Annotated in this window: 20 protein-coding genes and 1 pseudogene; 2 read left to right on the top strand and 19 right to left on the bottom strand. The window is 60.5% G+C overall.

Features of this window, described 5'->3' with window-relative positions:
* The first annotated feature begins 10 nt into the window (after positions 1-10).
* Entirely contained in the window at positions 11-3,139 is a 3,129-nt protein-coding gene (locus tag ABYV89_RS00985; RefSeq protein WP_432821047.1) for a DUF4388 domain-containing protein, read from the top strand.
* A 23-nt stretch (positions 3,140-3,162) separates the two neighbouring features.
* On the opposite strand, the gene ABYV89_RS00990 is transcribed toward ABYV89_RS00985, so the two are convergent.
* From ABYV89_RS00990 to xseA, 6 genes are all read right to left on the bottom strand, one after another.
* Positions 3,163-4,443 (bottom strand): acetate/propionate family kinase, encoded by a 1,281-nt coding sequence (locus ABYV89_RS00990; protein ID WP_432821048.1) that lies wholly within the window; start codon positions 4,441-4,443, stop codon positions 3,163-3,165.
* A gap of 318 nt (positions 4,444-4,761) precedes the next feature.
* Complete coding sequence (gene dxs / locus ABYV89_RS00995; protein ID WP_432821049.1) at positions 4,762-6,672, bottom strand: 1-deoxy-D-xylulose-5-phosphate synthase; 1,911 nt, start codon at positions 6,670-6,672, stop codon at positions 4,762-4,764.
* 47 nt (positions 6,673-6,719) lie between these two features.
* A complete protein-coding gene (locus ABYV89_RS01000) occupies positions 6,720-7,610 on the bottom strand; it encodes a polyprenyl synthetase family protein (protein WP_432821050.1) in 891 nt (296 codons plus the stop codon).
* Between the two features lie 21 nt (positions 7,611-7,631).
* A complete protein-coding gene (gene xseB, locus ABYV89_RS01005; RefSeq protein WP_432821051.1) occupies positions 7,632-7,859 on the bottom strand; it encodes an exodeoxyribonuclease VII small subunit in 228 nt (75 codons plus the stop codon).
* A gap of 51 nt (positions 7,860-7,910) precedes the next feature.
* The gene (locus tag ABYV89_RS01010) at positions 7,911-8,756 is read right to left on the bottom strand and encodes a M23 family metallopeptidase (RefSeq protein WP_432821052.1); all 846 of its coding nucleotides are present in this window, start codon (positions 8,754-8,756) and stop codon (positions 7,911-7,913) included.
* Positions 8,753-9,958: an exodeoxyribonuclease VII large subunit gene (gene xseA / locus ABYV89_RS01015; protein ID WP_432821053.1), complete on the bottom strand. Its 1,206-nt coding sequence runs from the start codon at positions 9,956-9,958 to the stop codon at positions 8,753-8,755. The genes ABYV89_RS01010 and xseA overlap by 4 nt, the downstream gene beginning before the upstream one ends.
* Before the next feature lie 84 nt (positions 9,959-10,042).
* On the opposite strand from xseA, the gene ABYV89_RS01020 reads away from it, so the two are divergent.
* The gene (locus tag ABYV89_RS01020; RefSeq protein WP_432821054.1) at positions 10,043-11,452 is read left to right on the top strand and encodes a ParA family protein; all 1,410 of its coding nucleotides are present in this window, start codon (positions 10,043-10,045) and stop codon (positions 11,450-11,452) included.
* Between the two features lie 87 nt (positions 11,453-11,539).
* Here the strand turns inward: ABYV89_RS01020 and ABYV89_RS01025 are convergent, their stop codons facing one another.
* The 13 genes and pseudogenes from ABYV89_RS01025 to ABYV89_RS01085 form a co-directional block, all read right to left on the bottom strand.
* Entirely contained in the window at positions 11,540-12,715 is a 1,176-nt protein-coding gene (locus tag ABYV89_RS01025; protein WP_432821055.1) for a divergent polysaccharide deacetylase family protein, read from the bottom strand.
* 65 nt (positions 12,716-12,780) lie between these two features.
* Positions 12,781-14,097, bottom strand: coding sequence for a S41 family peptidase (locus tag ABYV89_RS01030; protein ID WP_432821056.1), 1,317 nt, complete (start codon positions 14,095-14,097; stop codon positions 12,781-12,783).
* A gap of 26 nt (positions 14,098-14,123) precedes the next feature.
* Positions 14,124-15,278: a murein hydrolase activator EnvC family protein gene (locus ABYV89_RS01035; protein ID WP_432821057.1), complete on the bottom strand. Its 1,155-nt coding sequence runs from the start codon at positions 15,276-15,278 to the stop codon at positions 14,124-14,126.
* Positions 15,279-15,283: 5 nt separating this feature from the next.
* Positions 15,284-16,177 (bottom strand): permease-like cell division protein FtsX, encoded by an 894-nt coding sequence (gene ftsX / locus ABYV89_RS01040; protein WP_432821058.1) that lies wholly within the window; start codon positions 16,175-16,177, stop codon positions 15,284-15,286.
* 45 nt (positions 16,178-16,222) lie between these two features.
* A complete protein-coding gene (gene ftsE, locus ABYV89_RS01045; protein WP_432821059.1) occupies positions 16,223-16,888 on the bottom strand; it encodes a cell division ATP-binding protein FtsE in 666 nt (221 codons plus the stop codon).
* Between the two features lie 5 nt (positions 16,889-16,893).
* Entirely contained in the window at positions 16,894-17,304 is a 411-nt protein-coding gene (locus tag ABYV89_RS01050) for a type IV pilin protein (RefSeq protein ID WP_432821060.1), read from the bottom strand.
* A gap of 10 nt (positions 17,305-17,314) precedes the next feature.
* Positions 17,315-17,809 carry a type II secretion system protein gene (locus tag ABYV89_RS01055; protein WP_432821061.1) on the bottom strand — a complete coding sequence of 165 codons (495 nt, stop codon included), beginning with the start codon at positions 17,807-17,809 and terminating at the stop codon, positions 17,315-17,317.
* A 7-nt stretch (positions 17,810-17,816) separates the two neighbouring features.
* Complete coding sequence (locus ABYV89_RS01060; RefSeq protein ID WP_432821062.1) at positions 17,817-20,417, bottom strand: secretin N-terminal domain-containing protein; 2,601 nt, start codon at positions 20,415-20,417, stop codon at positions 17,817-17,819.
* Positions 20,417-21,298 (bottom strand): hypothetical protein, encoded by an 882-nt coding sequence (locus ABYV89_RS01065; RefSeq protein WP_432821063.1) that lies wholly within the window; start codon positions 21,296-21,298, stop codon positions 20,417-20,419. Before ABYV89_RS01065 ends, ABYV89_RS01060 begins: the two co-directional genes overlap by 1 nt.
* The gene (pilO, locus tag ABYV89_RS01070; RefSeq protein ID WP_432821064.1) at positions 21,295-21,867 is read right to left on the bottom strand and encodes a type 4a pilus biogenesis protein PilO; all 573 of its coding nucleotides are present in this window, start codon (positions 21,865-21,867) and stop codon (positions 21,295-21,297) included. Before pilO ends, ABYV89_RS01065 begins: the two co-directional genes overlap by 4 nt.
* A gap of 1 nt (position 21,868) precedes the next feature.
* Positions 21,869-22,417: a PilN domain-containing protein gene (locus tag ABYV89_RS01075; RefSeq protein ID WP_432821065.1), complete on the bottom strand. Its 549-nt coding sequence runs from the start codon at positions 22,415-22,417 to the stop codon at positions 21,869-21,871.
* 9 nt (positions 22,418-22,426) lie between these two features.
* Positions 22,427-23,344: a type IV pilus biogenesis protein PilM gene (gene pilM, locus ABYV89_RS01080; RefSeq protein WP_432821066.1), complete on the bottom strand. Its 918-nt coding sequence runs from the start codon at positions 23,342-23,344 to the stop codon at positions 22,427-22,429.
* Positions 23,341-23,591 (bottom strand): annotated as a pseudogene (locus ABYV89_RS01085) (pilus assembly protein PilB); the annotation flags it as partial. The pseudogene ABYV89_RS01085 and the gene pilM, both read right to left, overlap by 4 nt.

Below are 23,591 nucleotides of genomic sequence, written 5' to 3' on the forward strand. Positions count from 1 at the left end.
AATGGTACCCATGACCCTACGTTTATATCTCATCCTGTTGTTCACCTTCTGCCTGCCGCTGCCGGCTTTGGCCGTGCTGACCTTCGGCGCGGCCCCGCAAAAAGGTGCCATGATTCACTCGGAGCGACAGGCCGTCCAGCTTGCCGCCGCCCTGCAGGCTCAGCTTGGGGAAGAAATCAGGGTCAGAATTTTTGCGGACGAAGCGACACTGCACACCTGGCTTAACCGTTACCAGCAGGTTGACATCGCCGCGTTCAGCAGAAGCTATGTGCAACGCCAGCCGGCCGGCGAGTTTTTTCAGCTCCACGGCACCGCCGCATTCGGCTCGCGGGACCCGCTGGTCCTTCGCCAGGGGGTCTCCCAACGGCTGCTGCAGCGGGTTCAAACCGCGGTCTCCGCCCTGGCCGCCGATCCCGCAGCTCGGGCCATCTTCCAGAAACCGGCGGTTGTCGCCAAAGCCCAACCGGCCCCGGCGCCGCGCAAGCCGGCGGTCAAACCGCCTGCTCCTGCTCCTGCTCCGTCAGCCCCGACGGGCGCTGACCAAACCGCCACCAGCCTCCCCGCGCCCCTTCCGGAATCGCCGCCGGTGAGTGCGGATCAACAGCCGAAGGCTCCGCCAGCACAGGCGGTGAGCGGTTCAGACGCCCCGCGCATCTGGCTGGGGCAGAGCAAGGACGCCCCCCCGGCGGAGGGCGGCGAAACCACGGCGGCCGCAGAACAACCTGCCTTGCCCGGTGCTGACCAAACACCACTCGCAGCCGGCGATGAGCAGCGCAACCGCTATTCCAGGGAAAACGGGATACCGGGAGAGCCGGCGCCCTCTGCTTCCGTCGACAAGACCACGCTGATTGGCGGCATTGCAGTTTCAATCATTGCCGTTGCAGGGAGTTTTCTGTACCTGCGCCGCAAACGCCGGTCGGCCATCCGCACCCTTACCTTCGCACCACGCGTAGCGCTGGACGCCTCACCGACGATCATTTCCGCCGCCCGGATCAAAAAACAGGACAGCGGACCGAAAAGAACGGAGACGTTCCAGTCGGCCGCCGAAGAGACATCGAAGAGCATCGATGCGCCTGCGCCGGCAGCGAACGCTCCCTGGAATAGGGAGGACATCGAACCACAGAGCCCGGCGGCGCCGGAAGAACCGCTGGAGTTCGCCGCAGCCGAAGGAGAATTGACTGAACCGGCAGCCATCATCGAAACCACCGGCACCGAAGAGCCCTCGAGCACCGATGTAATCGAACCGGTTCACCTTGATACAGCTGAAAGCCCCTTTTCCGAGGAGATCTTCGAGGCGGCGCCGGAAGAACCGCTGGAGCTCGCCACCGTCGAAGAGGAATCGACTGACCCGGCAGCCATCATCGAAGCCGCCGGCGCCGACGAACCCTGGAGTACCGGAAAAATCGAACCGGTTCACCTTGACACAACGGAAAATCCCTTTACCGAGGAAAATATCGAAGCCGCGGCTGAAGAAGCGCTGGAGCTCGCCACAGCCGAAGCGGAATCGACCGAACCGGCGACCGCCGTCGAAGCAGCCGGCGCCGACGAGCCCTGGAGCACCGGTGAAATCGAACCGGAGCGCCTCGATGCCGACACTCCCTTTGCCGAGGAGAGTGTCGAGTCGACACCGGAAGAAGCGCTGGAACTCGCCACAGCCGGAGAGGAATCGACCGAACCGGCGACCGCCATCGAAGCAGCCGGCGCCGAAGAGCCCTGGAGCACCGGTGAAATCGAACCGGCTCGCCTCGATTATACGGATAATCCCATTGCCGGGGAGAGCATCGAAACCGCGGCTGAAGAACCGCCGGAACTCGCCGCAACCACAGAGGGATCGACCGAACCGGCGACTGCCATCGGGGGAGCCGGGGCCGATGAGCCCTGGAGTACCGGTGAAATCGAACTGGACCGCTTCGATGCAGCGGAGAATCCTTTTGGCAAAGATGTCCAGATCTATTCGCCTGTGCACCCCCCTGTTGAATCGACGGAAGATGTCGATACGGAAGGCGATGCCGTCGATACGGTGAACTTCGATGACAGCGACGACGGCTCTTCGGCTCCCCTGGAAGATCCCTTTCAGACCACGGCTGATGATGATTCCGACACCGGTCCTGAAGACGTCAGCGCCATTGAGTTCTCCGACGATGCGGCGGCGGCGGGCAATCGACAGGAGCTGCCCTTCTATTCCTTCGACGACAGCGAATCGGATCCTTTTTCCAGTGCGGACAAAGACGCCGTTCCGCTGGCCCCGACCCCCGATTACCGCTCCTACTTCAACACGGAGACAGCCGCCGAACCGGATGAAGCCGCCATGCCAGCTGTTGCCCCGGCTCCGCGCCCGGACGAAGGCTCCGGACGAAGCAGTGCAGGCCGATCGGTATCGCTGCGGATGAAAGGCGAACTGGGCCCCTCCCAGGTTCCCGCCCTGCTGAAGTTGATATCCGGACAGAAAAAGGCGGGTACCCTGGTGGTGCAGACACGCTTGGACGAAAAACGCATCTACTTCCGTAAAGGAAAAATCGCCGCGGTCTCGGCCGTCAACCGCGCCAGGAAGGCCGAAGCCGGCTTTCTCATGAACAAACTCGGCTACCTGCTGATCCGCCAGGGGATCATTTCCGAGCAGTCGCGCGACCATGCCCTGGAAATATGTTCACGCCAACCCTCGCGGCGAATCGGCGAGGTCCTGGTAGAAATCTGCAACCTGAGCTATGAAGAGCTGAAAAACACCCTCAGGATACAGGCCGAGGAGATCATCTTCTCCCTGATCCTCTTTCCCCATGGCAGCTTTGAGTATTTTACGGAGAAAAGCCCGATCCCGGCCGACGAAGACCTGGCCATCGACATTAACGAGCTGCTCAAGGAAGCGTCCCGTCAGGCCGCGGAATGGCGGGAGTTGCGCAAGGTGATCCCGTCGCTGGATACGGTGATGGAATTCAAGGACAACAGTCGCAAAAAGCTGAATAACGCTCGCATGACCAGCCACCAGGAATTGATCCTGTCTCTGATCAACGGCAAACGCACGGTTCATGAGATCTGCAACAAGGCCAGCATGCTCGAGCTTGAGGTCTACAAGTTTCTCTTCCTGATGGCCAAGGCGAGGGTGATCAGCCCGGTGCAAACAGACGCGCTAGAAAACGCCTGAGCCGGCCCCTTCTGCCGCGCCGGTCAGTCCCGCTCTTTCCAGGGCATGACGAAATCCGGCCGGGAAAAGGAATATTCGTGCTGCATATGATCGCGGCAGGTGCCGGCGATCAGGGCCACCACGTCTTCGGCGAAGACCAGGCCGTCGGAAACAGGCATCGCATACACCTGAACCTTTGAGTTTTCTGCAGAGATGAGCATCTCCCCCCCCTCCCTGTCGGCCCGCAGGTTCCGCTCCCGGTCCAGCCGGATCCCCAGAAAATCGAGCCCGGAGAGGGCATTTTCCCGCACGTTCCACCCCATCGGACTGTAATTGGAAGAAAAAACCAGCGCATCGAGGCGGCCGATTGCCGCATGATACCCGCCGATATATTTTTTCAGCCGGTAGCCTTCCATCTCCATGGCCAGGCGACACTGTTCGTTGCCCGCCGCCGCATGCTCCAGGATCTGCCTCCGGTCGCGCATCCCCCCGGTAATCCCGAAGAAACCGCTTTTCTGATTGAGGATGGAGGTGTAATCCCTGGCGGACAGGTGCTCTGACTGCATGATGAACGACGATATTCCCGCATCGATATCGCCGCAGCGGGTATTCATGATCGGACCCTCAAGAGGCGTCATCCCCATGCTGGTATCGACCGACAGTCCGTCGCGAACCGCGCACAGGGAAACCCCGCTGCCCAGGTGAACCGTGATCAGGTTGGTCTGCGCCGGCGGCTTGCCCAGCAGCACCGCCGCCCGCTTGGCCATGAACAGGTGGGACGCCCCGTGGAAACCGTATCGCCTGACGCCGTAACGCTCATACCATTCATAGGGGAGCGGATAAATGTAAGCGGGCTTGTGCATACTTTGATGAAAGGCCGTATCGAAAATTGCCGCCTGGGGAATCCTCGGGAGCAGGCTGCGGCTGGCATCGATACCGGCCAGGTTTGGTCCGTTGTGGAGCGGGGCGAGGTGTTCGACCTCGCGGATGGCTGCGACGACATCATCGTCAATCAGGACCGAACGGGTAAATTTTTCACCGCCATGAGCAACCCGATGACCGATCGCGTAAATTTCACCCAGGCTGTCGAGAACCCCCCAGTCCTTAGAGACCAGCATGCCCAGAATGACTTCGATGGCACGGTGATGATCAGGGCAGTCGACCGGAATCCGCCAGCCGCCGCGACCGGTGACCTGGTGACTGACCGTGGCATCGCCAACCACGACCCGGTCGATCGTGCCCTTGGCAAGGATGGCTTTGTTGCTCCAGTCAAACAGATGATAGTTAACCGACTGGCTCCAGCAATTAAGGGAGAGTATTTTCATAATGGCACCTCTCAATTCTCGGCAAAATCGACCATTTACCATTCCACAGTGAATCGAGCGGCAGGCACAGGCCACAAAAAACGGCGACTGGTTAAAAAACCGCCGCCGAATTTGCCGTATTGCCTCCCACCCGAAAAAGCGAAAGCATACCATAATATAAATTTTCACACAAACGTTATAAGCAGGTCCTCATCTGTATACGCAAACAGTTCCTCCTGACAATCACAGGGGCCGCCGCCCCGAGTATCGCCTTGGGCAGACGCCGCAGGACTGCCGACCCCTCGGGCTCCCATCATGGGATTGCGACCGAAAAAGCAGTTAGACGGCGGTACCGGAAACGGGGAGATCCTTGGGCTGCGCCTGTGCGGCAAATTCACGAATCTTCCGCACCAGGCTGTCACAGTCGAGGCCGGTCCGCTGCCGCAGCTCTTCCTGGGAACCCTGTTCGATAAAGGCGTCCGGCACCCCGAAACGAAGCGTCCTTACGGCAAGCCCTTCATCCGCCAAAAGTTCGAGCACGGCGGAGCCGAATCCTCCCTGCAGGGCATTTTCTTCCACCGTCACCAGCAACCCGGTGCGACAGGCTTCATCGATGAGCAGGCCGCGGTCTAGCGGCTTGACGAAGCGGGCATCGACAACCGCCAGCGAAAGCCCTTCCAGCTCAAGACATTCAGCCGCCTGCAGGGCCGCTGCAACCCCGACACCGATGGCGATGATCGAGCCGTCCTTGCCGTTGCGCAGTTTCTCCCCTTTGCCGACGGGAACCGGCAGGATTTTTTCGGGTCGCGCCAGGCCCAGGCCGTTGCCGCGGGGATAGCGGTAGGCGAAGGGACCGTCGACCGCCAGCGAGGTGTGCACGGCGCGCTCCAGCTCGATTTCGTCGCGCGGGACCATGAAGGTCAGGTTGGGGATGTGGCGCAGGTAGGAGTAGTCGAATACCCCATGATGGGTCGGTCCGTCGGCGCCGACCAGCCCGCCCCGGTCAAGGGCGAAGGCCACCGGCAGGTTCTGCAGGCAGACATCGTGCAGTACGTTGTCATAGGCCCGCTGCAGAAAGGTCGAATAGAGGGCCACCGTCGGCCGCAGGCCGTGGCTGGCCAGGCCGGCGGCAAAGGTCACCGCATGCTGTTCGGCGATTCCCACATCGTAGAAGCGGTCGGGGAACTTTTCCGAGAACTCCTTGAGCCCGGTCCCTTCGGCCATCGCGGCGGTAATGGCCACCACCCGGTCATCCTGCTGCGCAAGTTCCACCAAAGATTTACCGAACACGGCGGTATAGCTCTCGGCTCCTCCCTTGCTCGACTTGACTTCGCCGCTGGCGCGATCAAACGGGCCGACACCGTGAAAGAGTGCGGGGTTCTGCTCGGCCGGGGGATAGCCGTTGCCCTTCTTGGTCAGAACGTGCAGCAGGACCGGCCCCTTGAGGCGGGAGACATTTTCCAGGGTTTCGATCAGGTCGTCGAGCCGATGCCCATCGACCGGACCGACGTAATCGAAGCCGAATGCCTCGAACAGCATTCCCGGCGTAAAGAAGCCTTTAAGCGAATCCTCGGCGCGGCGGGCCAGGTTGAGCAGATCCTTGCCGAAGTGAGGCATGCCGACGAGAAAGCTCTTGGCATCCTTCTTCAAGCGGACAAACAGGTCAGACGTCATCTTGCGACTCAAGAAGGACGCCAGTGCGCCGACATTGGGCGAAATCGACATTTCGTTGTCATTGAGAATGACGACCAGGTCCCGGTTGAGGTGACCGGCCTGGTTCAGCCCCTCGAAGGCCAACCCCGAGGTCAGTGAACCGTCACCGATGATGGCAACCACCTTCTCTGAACCGCCGCGGGCGTCGCGGGCGGCCGCCATGCCCAGTGCCGCGGAGATCGAGGTGCTGCTGTGACCGACGTCAAAGCAATCATAAGGACTTTCGGCCCGTTTGGGAAAGCCGCTGATGCCGTCGAGCTGGCGCAGGGAACCGAACCGCTCGAGACGGCCGGTCAGCAGCTTGTGGGCGTAGGCCTGATGACCGACGTCCCAGACGATTTTATCCTCCGGAGCATTGAGAACCCGGTGCAGGGCGACGGTCAGCTCCACCACCCCGAGCGAACTGGCCAGATGGCCGCCGGTCACGGCAACGGTGTCGACGATCGTGTCGCGAAGCTCTTCCGTCAGGGCTTTGAGTTCTTCCTGGGAGAGCTGCTTCAGGGTCCGGGGGGATTCCAGTCTTTTAAGAATGCTCATGGCAATAGACAACCTGTTGTTCGATTTGAATCGTCAAGTCCAGTGAATCACGAACTGCGGTCAACGATATGGCGGGCAATTGCTTTCAGCGGTTCGGCGGCGGCGCCCAAAGGTGCCAGGGCACGAACAGCGATCTCCTTGAGTTCCTGCGCTCGCTCCCGCGCCGCGGGCAGTCCCAGCAGGGCGGGATAGGTCACCTTGCCGCGGGCCAGGTCGCTGCCGACATCCTTGCCGAGTTCCGTCTGTTCACCGACGATATCGAGGATGTCATCGGCGATTTGGAACGCCAGCCCGGCCGCCTCGCCATAGGCGGTCAAGGCCGCCATGGCCCCGTCATCGGCAGCGCCGACCAATCCGCCGCACTGGATCGAGGCGAGCAACAGGGCCCCGGTCTTGCGCGTGTGAATGTACTCGAGCACCGGGAAATCGACCTGCTTGCCTTCCGACTCCATGTCCACAACCTGACCGCCGACCATTCCCATCGAACCGGAACAGCGGGCAATGGTGTGCAGGATTTGCAGGGTGGTGTGCGCGGGGATCTGTTCGCAGGTCGCCGGACTCGACAGCAGTACAAACGCCTGGGTCAGCAGGGCGTCGCCGGCCAGGATCGCCGATGCCTCACCGAAAACCTTGTGACTGGTGGGTCGACCGCGGCGGAAGTCGTCGTCGTCCATGGCCGGCAGGTCGTCGTGAATCAGCGAATAGGTGTGAATCATCTCCAGGGCGCAGGCGACCGGCAGAGCCTGCTGCGGGTTGCCGCCGACGGCCTCGCAGGCCGCCAGGGCCAGGATCGGCCGGATCCGCTTGCCGCCGGCAAAAACCGAATAGCGCATCGCCTTGTGCAAAGTCGCCGGGAGCGTGTCTTCGGCGGGCAGCAGCGCATCCAGGGCCTTGTCGACCAGCGCGGCCCGTTGCCCGAGGTAGTTCTTCAGGTCCATCGTGTCTCCAGGCAGCACGCCTCAGGTCTCTTCAAAATCGGTGCAGGTGAAACCACCGTCCTTGGCCCGGCTCAGCTGCTCTACCCGGACTTCGACATCCTTGAGCAGTTTCTGGCAGAGGGCGGCGCTTTTCACGCCGGCTTCAAACCGGGCGAGCGACTCCTCCAGACCGAGACCCTCGCCTTCCAGGCTGTCAACAGCTCTCTCCAGGGCCTTCAGGGCGGTTTCAAAGGTTTCTTTTTTCGGCATGTCAGTCCTTTTAAGGCAAGTTGCAATTATGGCCGTGACGTCCTTGGAGAGTCAAGGCTTTTTACCGCCCAGCAGGCTCGTCAGCGCCAGCGGATCGACCCGGTCGCCACGGAGCTTGACCCCCCAATGCAGATGGGGGCCGGTCGACCGGCCGGTGCTGCCGACCTGCCCCAGCACCTCGGCCGGCCCCAGCAGCTGGTCGACGGCACAGGTGATCCGGTCAAGATGGCAGTACAGGGAAAAGAGCCCGCCGCCGTGATCAACCACAACGGTCAACCCGGTGTAATACAGATCGCCGGCGTAGACGACCCTCCCCGCCGCACTGGCTTTGACCGGAGTGCCCAGGGGGCTGCGGAAATCGACCCCGGCATGGGGCGAGCGGGGTTTCCCGTTGAGAATCCGGCGCAACCCGAAAGGGCTGCCGATCGGGTCGGCAACCGGCAACTGGAAAGTCGCGGGGATCGGTCCGGCCGTCTGCCGGGCAAAAATCTCTTTCAGCAGCTTCTGCTCGCGCGCGATCCGCTGGAGTACCGCGGGATCCTTCGGCGACACCATGCCTTCCGGCAGGGTGAGACGCTCTTCCGCCCGCTGCGCCGAAACGACCTGCAGCCGACCTTCGACCACCGCTTCCGAGCCGTCCAGGCGAACCCGGACCGGATAGCTGCCCGCTGCCGTGTCGAGATCGGTGCCGAGCAGGGCCTGCCCCCCTTGACCGGCCATGACGAGGGGAAAGCTCCGGCCGTTGAATTCGACCTCCCCCGCCACCGCCTCGCGATCACTCCAGCGAAGCAGCGCCACTTCACCGACCGCAATCACAGCCGGCTCGAGAGTCAGCTGACCGGCGCCGGCCAAAACCGGCAGGAACAGACAAATAACCAGGAAAAGGACAGTCTTCATGGCCCGGCCTCCACGATGGTCGCGCTCGCCCGTCCCGTGCGGAAACGGATCTCCACCGCGTCTCCTGCGGCCAGGGTGGCGGCGTCCCGCACCGCCAAACCGGTTTCCCCGTCGAGCACGATGGCATAACCGCGCGCCAGCGTCTGCAGTGGCGACAAGCTGTGCAAACGGTCGGAGAGCGCGGCCAGCTGCCGGTTGTTGTCATGCAGCCGGCGCCGCATGGCCAGCTGCAGGCGCCGCTCGAGTTCCTGCTGGCGCTGCCGCTGCATGGTCAGTAGCTGCTGCGGCGAGCGCAGGCGGCGCAGCAGTCCGTTTACCCTTTCGCTGCACAAATCGAGGCGGTTGCGCATCTGTCCGGCCAGGCGCAGCACCAGGTGGTCGAGGTGTCCCTCCAGTTCGAGCCGGCTTTTGGCCATCAGTTCGGCGGCGGCGCTCGGAGTCGCCGCCCGCAAATCGGCAACAAAGTCGGCGATGGTGTAATCGACCTCGTGACCGACCGCCGAAATCACCGGGATTTTCGATTCGTAAAGGGCGCGGGCGACCGTCTCCTCGTTGAACGCCCAGAGATCTTCAAGTGACCCGCCCCCCCGGCCGACGATGAGCACATCCGCTTCACCGTGCCGATTCAGCTCGGCGACGGCCTCGGCGATCTCTTTCGCCGCCCCCTCGCCCTGGACCCGAACCGCACGCAACAGCACCCGTACGCCGGCACCGCGCCGCCTCAGCACGTTGAGGATGTCGTGAATCGCGGCCCCGGTCGCCGAAGTGACCACCCCGACCGTTTTCGGGAAGGCCGGCAGCGCCCGCTTGCGAGCGGCATCGAACAGTCCCTCGGCCGCCAGCCTGGCCTTGAGCTGCTCGAAAGCCAGCTGCAGGCCCCCCACCCCTTTGGGTTCGAGGCTCTCCACCACCAGCTGCAGCTCTCCGCGTTGGGGATAAAGAGTGACGCGCCCGCGGCAGACCACCTGCATGCCGTTCTGCGGAGCAAACCCGAGCAGGCGACTCTGGCTGCGAAACATCACCGCCCGCAGCTGGGCATCGGCATCCTTGAGGGAAAAATAGCAATGCCCCGAAGCCGGGGTGGAGAAATTTGAGATTTCCCCTTCGACCAGAACGTCGACAAAATTATCCTCGACAACCTCGCGCAGCAGGGCGTTAAGCCGGGAAACGGTAAGTATGGAAGTCTTTTCTCGCATCATCATCACTACTACATATTGGGGTTTAAGGTTGACTTTTCAAGCATTCTGCCCTATATAGGCCTATCTTCCGAAAAAAAAGGAACCCTGATGTCCCGACCTTATGTTGTTACGATCTCGAGCGAAAAGGGGGGAGTGGGCAAAACCACCCTGGCCACCAACCTGGCCATCTATCTCAAGGCCATGCACGAGGATCTGCCGGTCACCCTGTTCAGTTTTGACAATCATTTCTCCGTCGACCGCATGTTCCGCATCGGGCGCGGCGCGCGACCGGGCAACGTGCTGCAGATGCTGGTCGAAGAGACGGTCGGGGAGAACCTGGAACTGGGCGAATACGGTGTCCAGTTCATCCCGTCAAGCGGCGAGCTCTGGAGCATCCGCGACCAGGTCACCGACCCCGGACGACTGGCCCGGATCCTGGCGGCCTCTGACCTTTCCGGCATCGTCATCATCGATACCCGCCCCGATCTCGACGTTTTCACCCAGAATGCCCTGTTCGCCGCAGACCGGGTGGTGGTGCCGGTCAAGGATGCCCCGTCGCTGGAAAACTGCAAACACCTTTACAGTTTTTTCGACCGCCAGCAACTGTCACGCCGAACCATCCGGGTACTCCCCTGCCTGGTCGACCAGCGCATTCATTACGACGGCCCGTTCCGCGACCCCTACCAGCTGCTCAAGGCCTATGCCATCAACCGTGGCTATCGCTGCCTGGAAGGCTATATCGCCAAAAGCCCCAAGGTCGAATCGCTCAACACCAACCCTGAAGGCAGGATTTACCCGGTCATCACCCACGGCAGAGGGACCGAGGTGCATGTGCAGTTTGCCCACCTGGCCCGGCAGATCTACCTGGAAACCCTCGAAAACCAGGAACGCCGCCTCGACCAGGTGACGGCAGAAATAAGCCAGCAGAAGTCGGAACGGGACGAATCCTTTGCGACCCGGCGGGCGAACCTGCAGAGCGATTGCCTGCTGTGCGGCACCCCCCTGGTCGGCGCTGAAGCGATCGCCCCGGCGGGCTACTACTGCGAAACCTCCGACGGTTCAGCCGCGGGATTTCTCGAAGAGGACTGCTTCGCCAGCCTGGTCTTTCCCTACTTTTACCGCTCGCGCCGGCAGATCGACACCAGCGACCCGCTGCGCGACCTTTTCCGTGAATCGGCGCAGCGCTCTTATTTCGTGCTGCGCCGGGCGCCGAACACCCGCGGCCATTACCAGCAGCAGCTCTCCTTTTACCGGTTCGACGAAGAGGGCCTGGAAATCTCCCACAAAATCATCGAGCTGACCGAGCTGAACCAGGCCGCCGGACAGGAGCCCCTGCCGCTGCTCGGACCGCTGCTCCAGCGAACCGCCCTGCTCGATGGGGAAACCCGCCTGGGAGACGCTTTTCTGCTGATTCGCCGGGTCAGTTCGGATTTTGCCGAAGAAATTCTCTACGATGAACAGTACCGGCAGTTCCGGCGGATTGCCGACAAGATCGCGGCCCAGCTCCCCGCCGACTGACAAGGATGCCGCCGAAAGCGGCTGCCGGACTTCACCTGAACCGACGGCCTTCGAAGATCCCGTGCGGTGAAGGGACCACGGGGGGCACTAACGAACCAACAGCTGCGAAACCGGCACCACCTCGACCCCCTGCGACCGGATATACCCGGCCTCGCGACGCAATGCCGCCATCGTCTGCGGATAGGGGTGACAGATGCCCACGGCCTGCCCTTTTTTGATCGCCAGCCGCACCAGCTTGCGGATTTCCTGAGCAATCAGCTCTTCCTTCTGCACATTGTCCAGAAAAACGTCGCGACCGGCCGCCGGCACTCCGGCTGCCCGGGCCACGTCGAAAGCGACCGATTTTCCGCTGGTCCGACTGTCGACGAAAAACAACCCCGCCTTGCGCATTTCTTCGATGACGACAGCCATCTGCTCGCGGTTCTGGGTAAACTGTGAACCCATGTGGTTGTTGCCGCCGACGGCATGGGGCACCCGCTTCAGGTAGCCTTGGAAACGACGCCGGACCTCCTCGGCCGGCAGCTTCACGAACAGGGCGTCGGCGCCGGGGTTCATGGCCGGGTATCCCTTAGGCTCCATCGGGATATGCACCAGCACTTCACGGCCGGCCTGGTGAGCCAGGGCCGCCACCCGCGGCGCCTTCTCGTTCTGCGGAATAATGGCGAAAGTCACCGCCAGGTCGATGTTCAGCAGGGTTCGGGCCGAATGCATATCCTGACCGAGATCATCCATGATGATCGCCACCCGCGCCCGGGTTGGCGGGGCCGGAGTTGGGGGGAGCGGTTCGGGCGGCGGAGGGGGCGGTTCGACCGGCGGGGGCGCAAAGCGCACCAGGTAGACGATCCGGTTCTCCAGGTAGACCGCTATCGCATCGGAACTGATCCCGGTATCGATGTGCGCCGCTGGCGTCACCCGCTGCACCCGCTCGGCGAGCGAACTGAGAACCTCTGCCGGAGGATAGGGACTGCTCACGTCAAAAGTGGCTATGCCATCCTGCTGGCCGGTCGTGACCTGGTCCAGGGAAATGCCGCTGCGAAGCAGGGCGCTCTCGAGTTCGACCCGCAGGTCCTCCAGCACAAATTCCCCGGTTTGAACCGGAGGAACCGGTTTCGGCAGCCAGGACTGCCGCAGGTACGACAACAGCAGCAGGCTGACCAGCAGGAAGCCGACCAGGCCCAGTGAAGCCAGCAGCACTTTGAGCTGACGACCCTGGCTTTTTTTTCGGGGACTGCGCTTGGCGCGCGAGCGTTTTTTGGGGGGCATATTCCGTTTCACAAAAAAAGGGGGGATGGATCATCCCCCCGGGCTTGTCACTGCGGCATCGTCGATCAGGCGGCGGGAGTTTTCAGGTCTTTAAAAATGTGCAATCCCTTGAGCAGGTCCAGGGCTCGCATCAACTGGTAGTCGCGGCGATCGGTCGACTCCAGGTCAAACTTATGGGGATCGGCCTCGACCGCCTCTTCGCTCTTCACATCCGGGGTTTCGATGTGGTTTTTCAGGTCTTTTTCGCGGAAATGCGCGCCCTCTTCGGACTTATTGACTTCAACCTGGGACACCAGGATGTCGGGGGTGATCCCGGTGGCCTGAATCGAGGTTCCCCGCGGGGTGTAATAACGGGCTGTGGTCAGCCGCAGGCCTGAATCGTCACTGAGCGGGATAATGGTCTGCACCGACCCCTTGCCGAAGCTCTGGGTACCCATGATGATGGCCCGTTCATGATCCTGCAGGGCGCCGGAAACAATCTCTGAGGCGCTGGCGCTGCCGCCGTTGATGAGAACCACCATCGGGTAGTCGTCTTCGGTTCCCTTGGGATGGGCGTTGAATTCCATCCGGCTCCCTTGCTCGCGGCCATCGGTGTACACGATGAGGCCGTCGGCCAGGAAGGAATCCGAAACCTTGACCGCCTGGTCGAGCAGGCCGCCCGGATTATTGCGCAAATCGAGGACCAGTCCCTTCAGACTGCCGCCGTTTTCCTTGCGTAGCTTCTTGAGCGCAGCCTGCAGTTCGTCGGAGCTGCGCTCCTGGAACTGCGCCAGCCGCACATATCCGTAGCCGTCCTCAAGGGTGCGCGACTTGACGCTGTGGATCTTGATGATCTCCCGGGTCAGCAGAAACTCCCGCGGTTTTTCAAAGGATTCACGCATGATGGTAATATTGATCTTCGAACCCTTGGGGCCGCGCATCAGCTTGACCGCATCCATGATGCTGAGATCCTTGGTAAACCGATCTTCGATTTTGAAAATCTGGTCGCCGGCCTGCAGGCCGGCCCGGTAAGCCGGAGTGTCTTCAATCGGGGAGACGATGGTCAGGATCCCGTCCTTGATGGTGATCTCTATGCCCAGACCGCCGAATTCGCCACGGGTATCGATTTTCATTTCCCGGTAGACGTCCGGCGGCATGAAGGACGAATGGGGATCGAGAGAGGCCAGCATGCCGTTGATCGCCCCGTAGATCAGATCTTTCATGTCGACCTCTTCGACGTAGCTCTTGCGAACGATCGAAAGAACGTCGGTAAAGAGCCGGATATCTTCATACTGGGACTTGGCTTCGGCAGCAATGGGGCGGGCCACCTGCCCGACCGAAAACCAGCCGAGCGGGACAAACGCCAGAAGCACCAGAACCCTGAACCACCGTTTATTGAACATCCGCGTCTCCTCCGGAATGGATGACCTCAGCGAGAGGCGAGCCAGGCCGCCGGGTCAAGCGGGGTACCCCGGTGCCTGATTTCGAAATAAACCGCATCGTTTCCCTCGAAGCCTGAAAAAGCAACCGTCTCCCCCTTCTGAACCTGGTCGCCTATTCGTTTCTCCAGTCGCGACGCCTGAGCGTACAGGGTGAAGTAGCTGTTGCCGTGATCGACGATAAGCAGGTTGCCGTACCCCTTGAACCAGTTGGCGAAAACCACCTTGCCCTGCCAGACAGCCGCGATCGGCTGATCTCTGGCGGCAGCGATTTCAATCCCGTGGCTTTCGTAGAGAGTGCCAAGTTCGGCGTGGCGCCCGGTCCCGAAAGCGACCTTCACCCGGCCCTTGACCGGCCACGGCAGACGGCCCTTCTGGGCGCTGAAAAGTGACGGCTTTTCAGTATACTCCCGGGTCTGGGTCGATTCAAGTTTTTTGACCAGGCCGGACAGCCGGGCGGCCCGTTCCTTGAGTTCGGCCAACTCCGAAGCGATCTGGCCCTTGTCCCGCTGCACCTTGCTGAGCAGCCGTTTCTTGAGCTGAACGGCATCCTTGACCGATTCCTGGTCTTTCAGTCCGGCGGCAACCGTCTGCTCCTGCTCCTGGCGCAGGGAGGCCAGCTTCTGCAAACTGCCTTCAAGCTCAACAACGCGCTGGCGATAGGTCGTCAAAAGTTCGCGGTCCTTACGGACAATTCGCCCGAGATAGTCGTAATCCTCGGCCATCCGGGCCGGGCTGCCGGAGCTGAAGAACGCCCTGAGCAAACCCATCTCGCCCCCCTTGTACAGCGCGCGAAGGCGGCGGTTGACCTGCTCCTTCATCCCCAGGGAGGCATTTCGCTGTGCTGCGATTTCCCGCTCGGCGGCGGCAACGTCCTGCTTCAGGGAAGCGAGGCGCTGCCCCTGGGAGTCGACCCGCTGGCGCAAACGGTCAAGCTCCCGCTCCACGGTTTTCAGGTCATTGCCCAGCGTCTTCTCCTGGGCCTGTTTTTCCGACAGGGATTTGGCGGCCTGGGCGATCCGCTGCTCGATCTCTTTCAGCGTCTGCCGGGTGTCGTCGATCTTTTTTTCTTCGGCGGACAGCGGCGAGCAGGGGATCAGCAGCAACAGCAGCCAGAGGCAGATATGCATTGGGAATCTGGGCACGATATTCAGATCCGGACCAGCTTGCGCAGGGACATCAGGCTGCCGAACAGGCCGAGAAAAACCCCGGCGGCCAAAAGCAGCCCCTGAAAGGACAGGGGCAGAAAAACGATGGCACCGCTGCCCGACGCCAGCAGCAGCGAAGAGAGCCCCTCGTGAAGAAACAACCGGAACAGGGCAAAGGAACCGACAATGGCGATAATGCCGCCGAGCGCTCCCTGGATCGCCCCCTCGATAAGAAAAGGGGTTTTGATGAACATCGAGGTGGCTCCCACCAACCCCATGACCTCGAGTTCGTCCCGGCGCGCATACTGGGTGAGTCGAATGGTGTTCGACACGATGAAGAGCGCGGCGAAGAGCAGAAAGCCCCCGATCACCGCGCCGCCGAGCTTAAGCAGCGCAACGAAGGATTCAAACTTTTCCAGCCATTCGCGGCCGAACTTGAGATCTTTCAGGCCGACCTCTTTCTGCAGCCGGCTGACCACGCCATCGACTCCGGCCTGGTTGCGAAAGGGGGGCTTCAAGGCAATTTCCATGGAGGCGGGCAGGATATCGGCATCCACGCCGTTCAGCAGGTCGGCATCGTTGCCGAGCCGCTTCCGGAACTGGCTGAACGCTTCTTCCCGGGTGACATAATCGACGCTTTCCACTTCCGGCAAGGCGAGAATCTTTGCCTGCAGCCCTTGCAGACTCTTGGCGTCGGGAACGGCATCGAGATAGGCGACTATCTCGACCTGCCGGCTCCAATGTTCGGTGAGCAGCTGCACGTTAAGGACGACGATGGCAAAAAAGGCGATAATGGTCAGAGCCACCGCGGCGGTACCGATCGCCACGCTGCAAAGAAAAGGGCACTGGCGCATGTTGCGCAGAGCCCTGCGGATAAAATAGATAAGACGTTCCACCGATGTTTAAACCCTCTTTAAATGATTTCTGCGCCCGGGGCGCAGCTACGGCATCCGGTCATCGACAAGCCGACCATCTTCCAGGGTGATGACCCGCCTCGGGAAACGCCGGATCATCTCACGATCGTGGGTGGCCAGCAGAACCGTCGACCCCCGTGCGTTGGCCCCCTTGAACAACTCCATGATATCGAGAGTCACATCGGGGTCGAGGTTGCCGGTCGGCTCATCGGCAATCAGCACCAGGGGATCGACCACCAGCGCCCGGGCCACGGCAACCCGCTGCTGCTCGCCGCCGGAAAGTTCCAGGGGCAGACGCTGGAGCTTATGTTCCAGCCCCACCAGTTTCAGGGTCTGAAAGACCTTTTTGCTTACCTCGAAGCGTTTCTTGCCCTGCACCTCAAGGGGAAAGGCCACATTCTCGAAGACCGTCCGCGTATTGAGCAGCTTGAAATCCTGGAACACGATCCCCAGATGCCGGCGCAGCGAAGGGATCCGGCGAATTCCCATGCGGGTGATGTTCTGCCCGTTGATGAGGATCTGGCCACGGCTCGGTTTTTCAGCGGCGTACAGGAGCTTCAGCAGGGTCGACTTGCCGGCCCCCGACGGCCCGGTGATATAGACAAAATCCCCCTTCGGGATTTTCAGGTTGAGATCGGAGAGGGCGGCGGAATCCTTGCGATATGCCTTGCTGACATTATAGATCTGGATCATTTCCGCTACCACTCGCTATAAGGGATTCCGTTGAGCCCCACCAGGTCGCTGAGACTGCGGAAATCGAAGCAGCCGCCCGGGGCGAGTTCGCCATCATCCGACGCCTCGGGAGGCAGGCAATCCCATTCATTGTCATTGGTAAAGGGATCCTGCGGGGCGCCCCGAAGGTACTTGCTGTTGACCAGGTCTTCCAGCGAGTCGGGATAACGGGCGTTGTCCGCGTAAAAGGCATCGGCGGCGCGGCGCATCTGGTAGAGATCTTCCATCAGCACGGCCTCTCGGGCCTTGACCAGGCTGCGCTTGTAACTCGGCACGGAAATGGCGGCCAATATGCCGATCACGGACATGACGATCAGTAATTCGACCAGGGTGAATCCCCCGGGATGGCGGCGCGGCGCTAACTGTAGAAATTTCATAAATGACATCTTACCAGGTATTGTAGAGTGTTCCATCCAGAGCGGTAGCAGTGCTCTGCGAGTAGACATCGTAAATGTCATCGCCGCCCCAGACCGTGGAATCAGCATCATCAGCGTAGGACCGCAACCCCCAGCCCTCGTCATACTCATCGAAGGGGTCCTGCGGAATCCGGCGCAAGTACTTCCTCTTCTCCTTGCTGGCCCCCCCCCAGTCCTTGCCCTTCACCAGGGTTTCAAGATCTTCGGGGTACCCCGAATCCCCCAGCGTGGCCCCTCCGGGCAGGGTGTTCTCCTCGACCGCCTTATCATAGTCGGCCTTGTAGGCATCGATCGCGGTGCGGATTTCCCGCAGGTTCCGGCGCAGCTCGATCTCTTTGCTGCGCCGCACCGTCACCTCGGCAACCGGCAACACGGCGGCTGCCAGAATGGAGAGAATCGCCATGGCGATCAGCAGTTCGACCAGGGTCAGCCCCCTGGGATTGTATGGCCCACTCCAGCCCCTCATGGGATGGTTACCGAACCTCCAGGGTAAAGGACATGGGCAGCACGACCAGGCGGTTGCCGGCCGGGTTGCGGAAATTGACCCGGTCAAAGCCGACCTGCGTCTGCCCGGCCGAACGGCCCTTGAAGACCAACCGGAACAGCTTCCCGCCACCGGTGACGCCGGCCCCGCCAAGTCCCTGCTTGTGGCCGACGATCAGCTCACCCTTGTCATTGTTGACACTGGTGGTGAAGAGGGTCGATTGCCCGCCCTGTCTCAGAAACTCCCCCTCTTCGGCCCGTACGAAAGTCAACAGTTGCGGGTCGAAACGAACGAACAGCGGGGCACTGTACAGATCGGCCACTTCATCGACCATCGCTTCAAGAACGAATTCCTTGTTCACGTTGACCAACCCCGAACCGGAAAAATAAATCCGGGCCCGCTGCGCAACCTGCGGCAGCGCCGGCGGAGCCATGGTCACCTGCTCAATGCGTTCCGCCGGCTGAACCGGGGCGGGAGGCACTGGCGCGGACAAGGGTGCGGGCACCGCGGGCAACGGCGCGACCGCCGGGGAGACCGGAGCCGGAATGTCTGCCGGTTGCGACGGCGGAAGCGGTCCGGGCAGGTCCCTGCCGACATTTACCGCCGTCTGCAATTCGACAACGGCATCATCCTCTTCGACGTAATCAACCACTTCATCATAGTCTTCAACCTCCTCGACCTCGAGGTCGGCGGCTTGCGCAGCGGCCGGAGCCGCAACTCCCGCCGCAACCGGCGCCGACGGCATCAGGGCGGGTGCCGCGGCCAACGGCGGCTCCTCGAGTTCGGGCCTGAAGGCGGCAAACGAACCGAAATTGGGGCCCGCCTTGAGGTCATCCTCGCCGCCAGACCAGATGCTGGCCACATCGGCATTGGGCATAGCGAGGCTTTTCACGATATGCGGGGTGATCGAAAGGAGAATTTCCCGTTTGCTCTTGTTGTTGCTGTGACTGGTAAAAAGCTTGCCCAGGAGCGGGATATCGCCCAAGAAGGGGATCGTATTCTTTCCTTTGGTCGAATCATCGCGGATCAAACCGCCGATAATCGTCTGTTCGCCGTCTTTAAGACTCAACACCGTCTGCGCATTGGTTGTAGACAGGGTAAGAACCGTCGTGCCGGTTTCCGTGCTCTTTTCCCTGTTAGAAACCGTGCTGACTTCCAGGCTCAGCTTGGTATCAACCGTGTTATCCAGATGGACCATCGGTTCGACATCGAGCTTCACCCCAACGTCAACATATTGCACACTTTCCGAGGTCTGGTCTCCATTGATGGTCACCGTTATAACCGGTTCCCTACTGCCGATATGAACCTTGGCCTTCTCTTTGTTTTTGACACGGATTTTAGGGTTGGATAGTACTTCGGCGTCGCTCTGAGTCTTCAGCAAATCAAAGGTTACCGTCGGAACCGTGTAGAACGTCTGCAAATTATTTAAACTTTGGACAAGACTGGCAACTTCAGTCGTCCCCGAGCTGAGCGCCCCGCTCACGATAGTCGTGTCGCTGGTTTTGGCAAACCCCAGACTCGCTTGATAAGGGCTCAATTTAGGGCCGATGGTGAGAGCATCCGTATGGTTGACCTCCACCAGTTCCAGGTCGAAGACCACTTCGGAATCTCCACGATCGGCCGATTCGAGAATCTGCTGGGCCAGCTTGATCACTTCAGGCTTGTCCCTTACGACCAGGGCGTTGAGCTCTTCATGAACATAAACCTTGCGCAGCTGCAGCATGGTGCGCAGCAGGTTGACGGCCTTTTTGGCATCGATGTTCGACAGGTAGAAGGTCTGGATGATATGGTCTTCGTACTGCTTGTTTTTTTCCTTGGTGTTGCTGTAAATGATGATGGTTTTGCTGTTGAGCACCTTCTTGCCCAGATCGTTGAGTCTGAGCAGCAGCTCCATGGCCTGGGCAAAGGACGCTTTTTCCAGCGCCAGGGTAACGCTTTGCTCTTTCATGTCCTCGTCGAAGATGAAGTTGATTCCCGACAACTGGGAAAGGATGTTGAACACCTCCTTGGTTTTGGCGGACTTGAAGGTCAGGGTGATCGGCGTCTCCGAGGAAACGTCGAGTTCAAAACCGTCGATGACGGTATTGCGACCCTGCTGAACTTTTTCAAGCAGCTCGAGAGCCCTGCGATTGCCGGGGTTGAGCTCCAGCGCACGGGTCAGGTTGTTCTTGGCATTGCCAAAACGGCGGGACCGGTAAAAGGCGTCGGCTTCATCGATGAGTTTCTCCGACTGGACCAGGGTTTCAGTCCGTTCGATTTCCTGAACAGCGACCGCCAGAGAAGGATCGAGGGCCTGGGACTGACGGAACTCGAACAACGCCTCGTCGTACTGATGGCGGGCAGCCAGGGTGCGCCCTTTTTCGAGATGCGCCCAGGCCGCATCGCTCTTGGCTTTCACCAGGTTCAGACGATATTCCCTGCTCTTGGGAGAAATGGACACGGCTTCGTTAAAGCTGGCCACCGCCTGATCATGCTTGCCCTGGCGCTGGTAAGCTTCCCCCTCCTTGAACGCCCGGGAGCCGGCACATCCTCCTAAAAGAGCCAGCAGCAGACCGAACACAACGGCATGCCCAACAAGCTTTCCATTCATTAAATCATACTCCTCAGCTGCAATGACCCATTGCTCCCGGCATCGGGATTAGTGGATTCGATTTCATCAGTAGGCTGTTCGTTGTCAGTCGAGAGATCTTCCTCTTCGGAGTCTTCGAAATCGTCCTCGAAATCTTCATCCTCCTCGAAATCTTCTTCGTCCTCATCTTCCTCCTCCTCGTCATATTCTATCTGAATCGGGGGAGGCCGGAAACTGGTCGGGCGCACACTGCCCGGAAAGCGACCGGCGTTCGGCGGCATCGGCGGTAACGCCATCGGAGAAGAAGAGATCGGCGGGGGAGCTTTCTTGTCGCCCAGCGGAACCGTTATCGGAAAGTTTCCGTCCCCCTGCCGAACAACGAGCTTTTCATCGGTAATTTCCTCCGCTTCGAACTCCTTGTTTTTACCGAAGCGATCCCCTTCCTTGACGATGAAGATGTCATTGTCGAGAGCGAGGAAAACCGTTTTTTGCTGATTTTCTTTTTTCAGGAACCCAAGAACGTTAAACCGGACCGAGCTCCCCTGCAGTGCGGCCGGGCTTGTCATCTGCATCGGCGGAAAGACAGGAGTCGGCGGTGCCGGCGGCGGTGCCGCAACGACTGGTTTGGACGCCGCAGCGATGGGCCGCGGCGGGGTCAGGCGAAAGATGTCCCGCGTAGGCTCCGAAAAGGCATCCATCCCGCGCTCCAGGATTTCCAGCCGAACCCGCCTTTTGTCGGTGGGGGTCAACTCAGGCGATACGTCACGGGTCGGCTTGACCTTGGCCGCCGAACCGGTAGCCCTGGCCACCCTCTCCTGCCGCGGCGAAGCCCAGTAGGCATACCAGACAGCCAGCCCCAAAATTGCCAGCAACGCCGCAAGGACGAGTTTCTGGCGGTTCATAACGCCCTCGTTCTGAATAAAGTCGACAAGCGCAGGCTGAGCCTGACCTGCTCCTGCCCCTGCTCACTGCTGCCGGTCAGGGCGACATCCTCGATGGCGACAAGACGGTCAGACTGCTCAAGCGAATGGACAAAGCGCTTGACCTGGCTGTAGCCCCCGCCCACCGAGAAGACCAGGCCGTAACGCAGCAGATCACGCTCCTCGATCGGCTCCGGGTCATAGCTGATCTGGTTGATCTCCAGCCCGGCCTCCTCCGCCAGGGTGAAAAGCTCACCGATCAGCACGGTAAACTCCGACCGCAGGGGGATCGCCTGCCAGAACGTCTTCAAATCATCGCCTGCGGCCAGATACTCGTCGTGCGGTTCCTGCGGGGCCCTGCCATCCACGCGACTCTGGCGAAGTGCAGTCTGGCGTTCGATATATTCCCGCTCCAGGGTCTCCACCCGCGGTGAAACGAGGTATCTCATGCCGGCAAAGGCACCGATATTCAGCAGCAGCAGAAAAACCACCACCAGGGGAAGTTTTTTATCCATCTGCCATGCGGCAAGCAGCAGCGAGTCCCTTGGCATGTCAAAAGGCCCCTTTCACGACGATCGAAAAACCGATCAGGCCGGCGCCTTCCTTGCGCTCCTGTCGGGCTTGCTGCAGCAGGTAGACATCGTTGAAATCGGCGGACCCGCTCAGGTTATCGAGAAACATCCGCAGGTCAGCGACCGTGCGGGCATCCCCCGTGAGGTTGAAGGATCCCTCGCGATAATTCGGCCGGATCCCGCGGATACTGACCCGCTCGGGCAAAACGGCCTCCAGGCGGTCGAGCAGCAAGGTCCAGCGAAAGCCGTCTTTTTTCAGAATTTCATTAGCAAATTCAACATCGGTGACCAGTTGTTCCTGTTCCCGGGGAGTGAGCGCCCGCGACACGGGCCCCTTTTCAACGAGCATCTGCTGCTCTACATCGGCCAACCGGCCATTGAGCAGGCCGACCCGGTTACGGGCATGCCAATAGCCGTACATGTTGACGGCCAGCAAAAGCGCCAGCACCGCGATCACCGCAAAGTATGAAAAACGCAGGGCGCGCCGATTGAGATAGGAACGACTGGCCAGGTTGAGGGTCAGTTTCATGTCATCACCTCACATCAACCGCTCGGCTGCGCCGATGGCGGCAGCCAGGTTCGGACTGACCGCCACACCATACGACAGCGGTTTGACGACAAGCCGCTCGACCTTTGGATCGAGCACAATGACATCTCTCTCGAAGGCCGCTTTCAGCGCATCGATCAGAGCACCACGCTCGGCCCAGTCACAATGCAGAAAAACGGCAGCACGCTGAAAGCCCGGGTAGTTTTCACGAATCGAAGCAAACGACATGTTTATTTCCTTGAAAACTTCAGCGGGTGCGGCAACAACCCGTTTATGCCGGTGAAAACAGGGCTTCTTCCCTTGGAAAAATTGCAGGCCCAACTGGTTTCCATCGATTCCGACCAGGATGAAGTCGTTGCCCAGGTCGAGTCGGGAGCGATAGTAATTGTAGAGATTCGGAGAATGGAAGTCGACAAGGACGGGATGATAGCCGGCCTCGGAAAGAACCTCTTCATACTGATGGAGCACGCTGCGAACGATCATCGACACCAGCAGCCGGTACCTGCCGGCCTCGGTCTTCTCCAGCACCTGGTAGTCCAGCTGCATATCCTTGGCTTCAGCCGGGAAGCTCTTTTTCAGCTGCCATTTGACAACCTCGACCCCCTCTTGCCGTGACTTGAAGGTGCTGTCCACCTCGGTCATCAGAATTCGACCGATGGGATCGGGCAACGACAGGGCGATCCGGTCCTCGCCGCCGGCAAGTGGATCCAGGGTCGCCTTGACCGCGGCAATAAAACGCGGACGGTCGAGGATATTCGCATCCCGCACCGACAGGGCCCAGGTGTTTTCGGGCAATGGCGTGGTTTTGGCTCCGGTCAGGACAACCGTTTTTGTCCCCTGACGGCGTAGCGCCACTCCACGCAACTCTCCGCCGCAGATATCCAGACTGATAAAATTACGACGAATCACCCTGCTTCCACCTTTTCAACAAACGTGACCCGGTTGATTTCCTTGAGCGTGGAAACCCCGGTCAGCACTTTTTCGAGAGCCGATTCCCGAAGAAACCGGGTCCCGGACTTTACAGCCGCTTTCTTGAGTTGCGAAATCGGCACCTTTTCGACGATCAGCTCACGCATTTCATCGTTCAGATCGAGCAGTTCGACGATCGCACTGCGCCCCTGGTAGCCCATCCCGTTGCATTCCTTGCAGCCGGCCC

The sequence above is a fragment of the Trichloromonas sp. genome, from assembly GCF_041583255.1.
Classification (GTDB): domain Bacteria; phylum Desulfobacterota; class Desulfuromonadia; order Desulfuromonadales; family Trichloromonadaceae; genus Trichloromonas.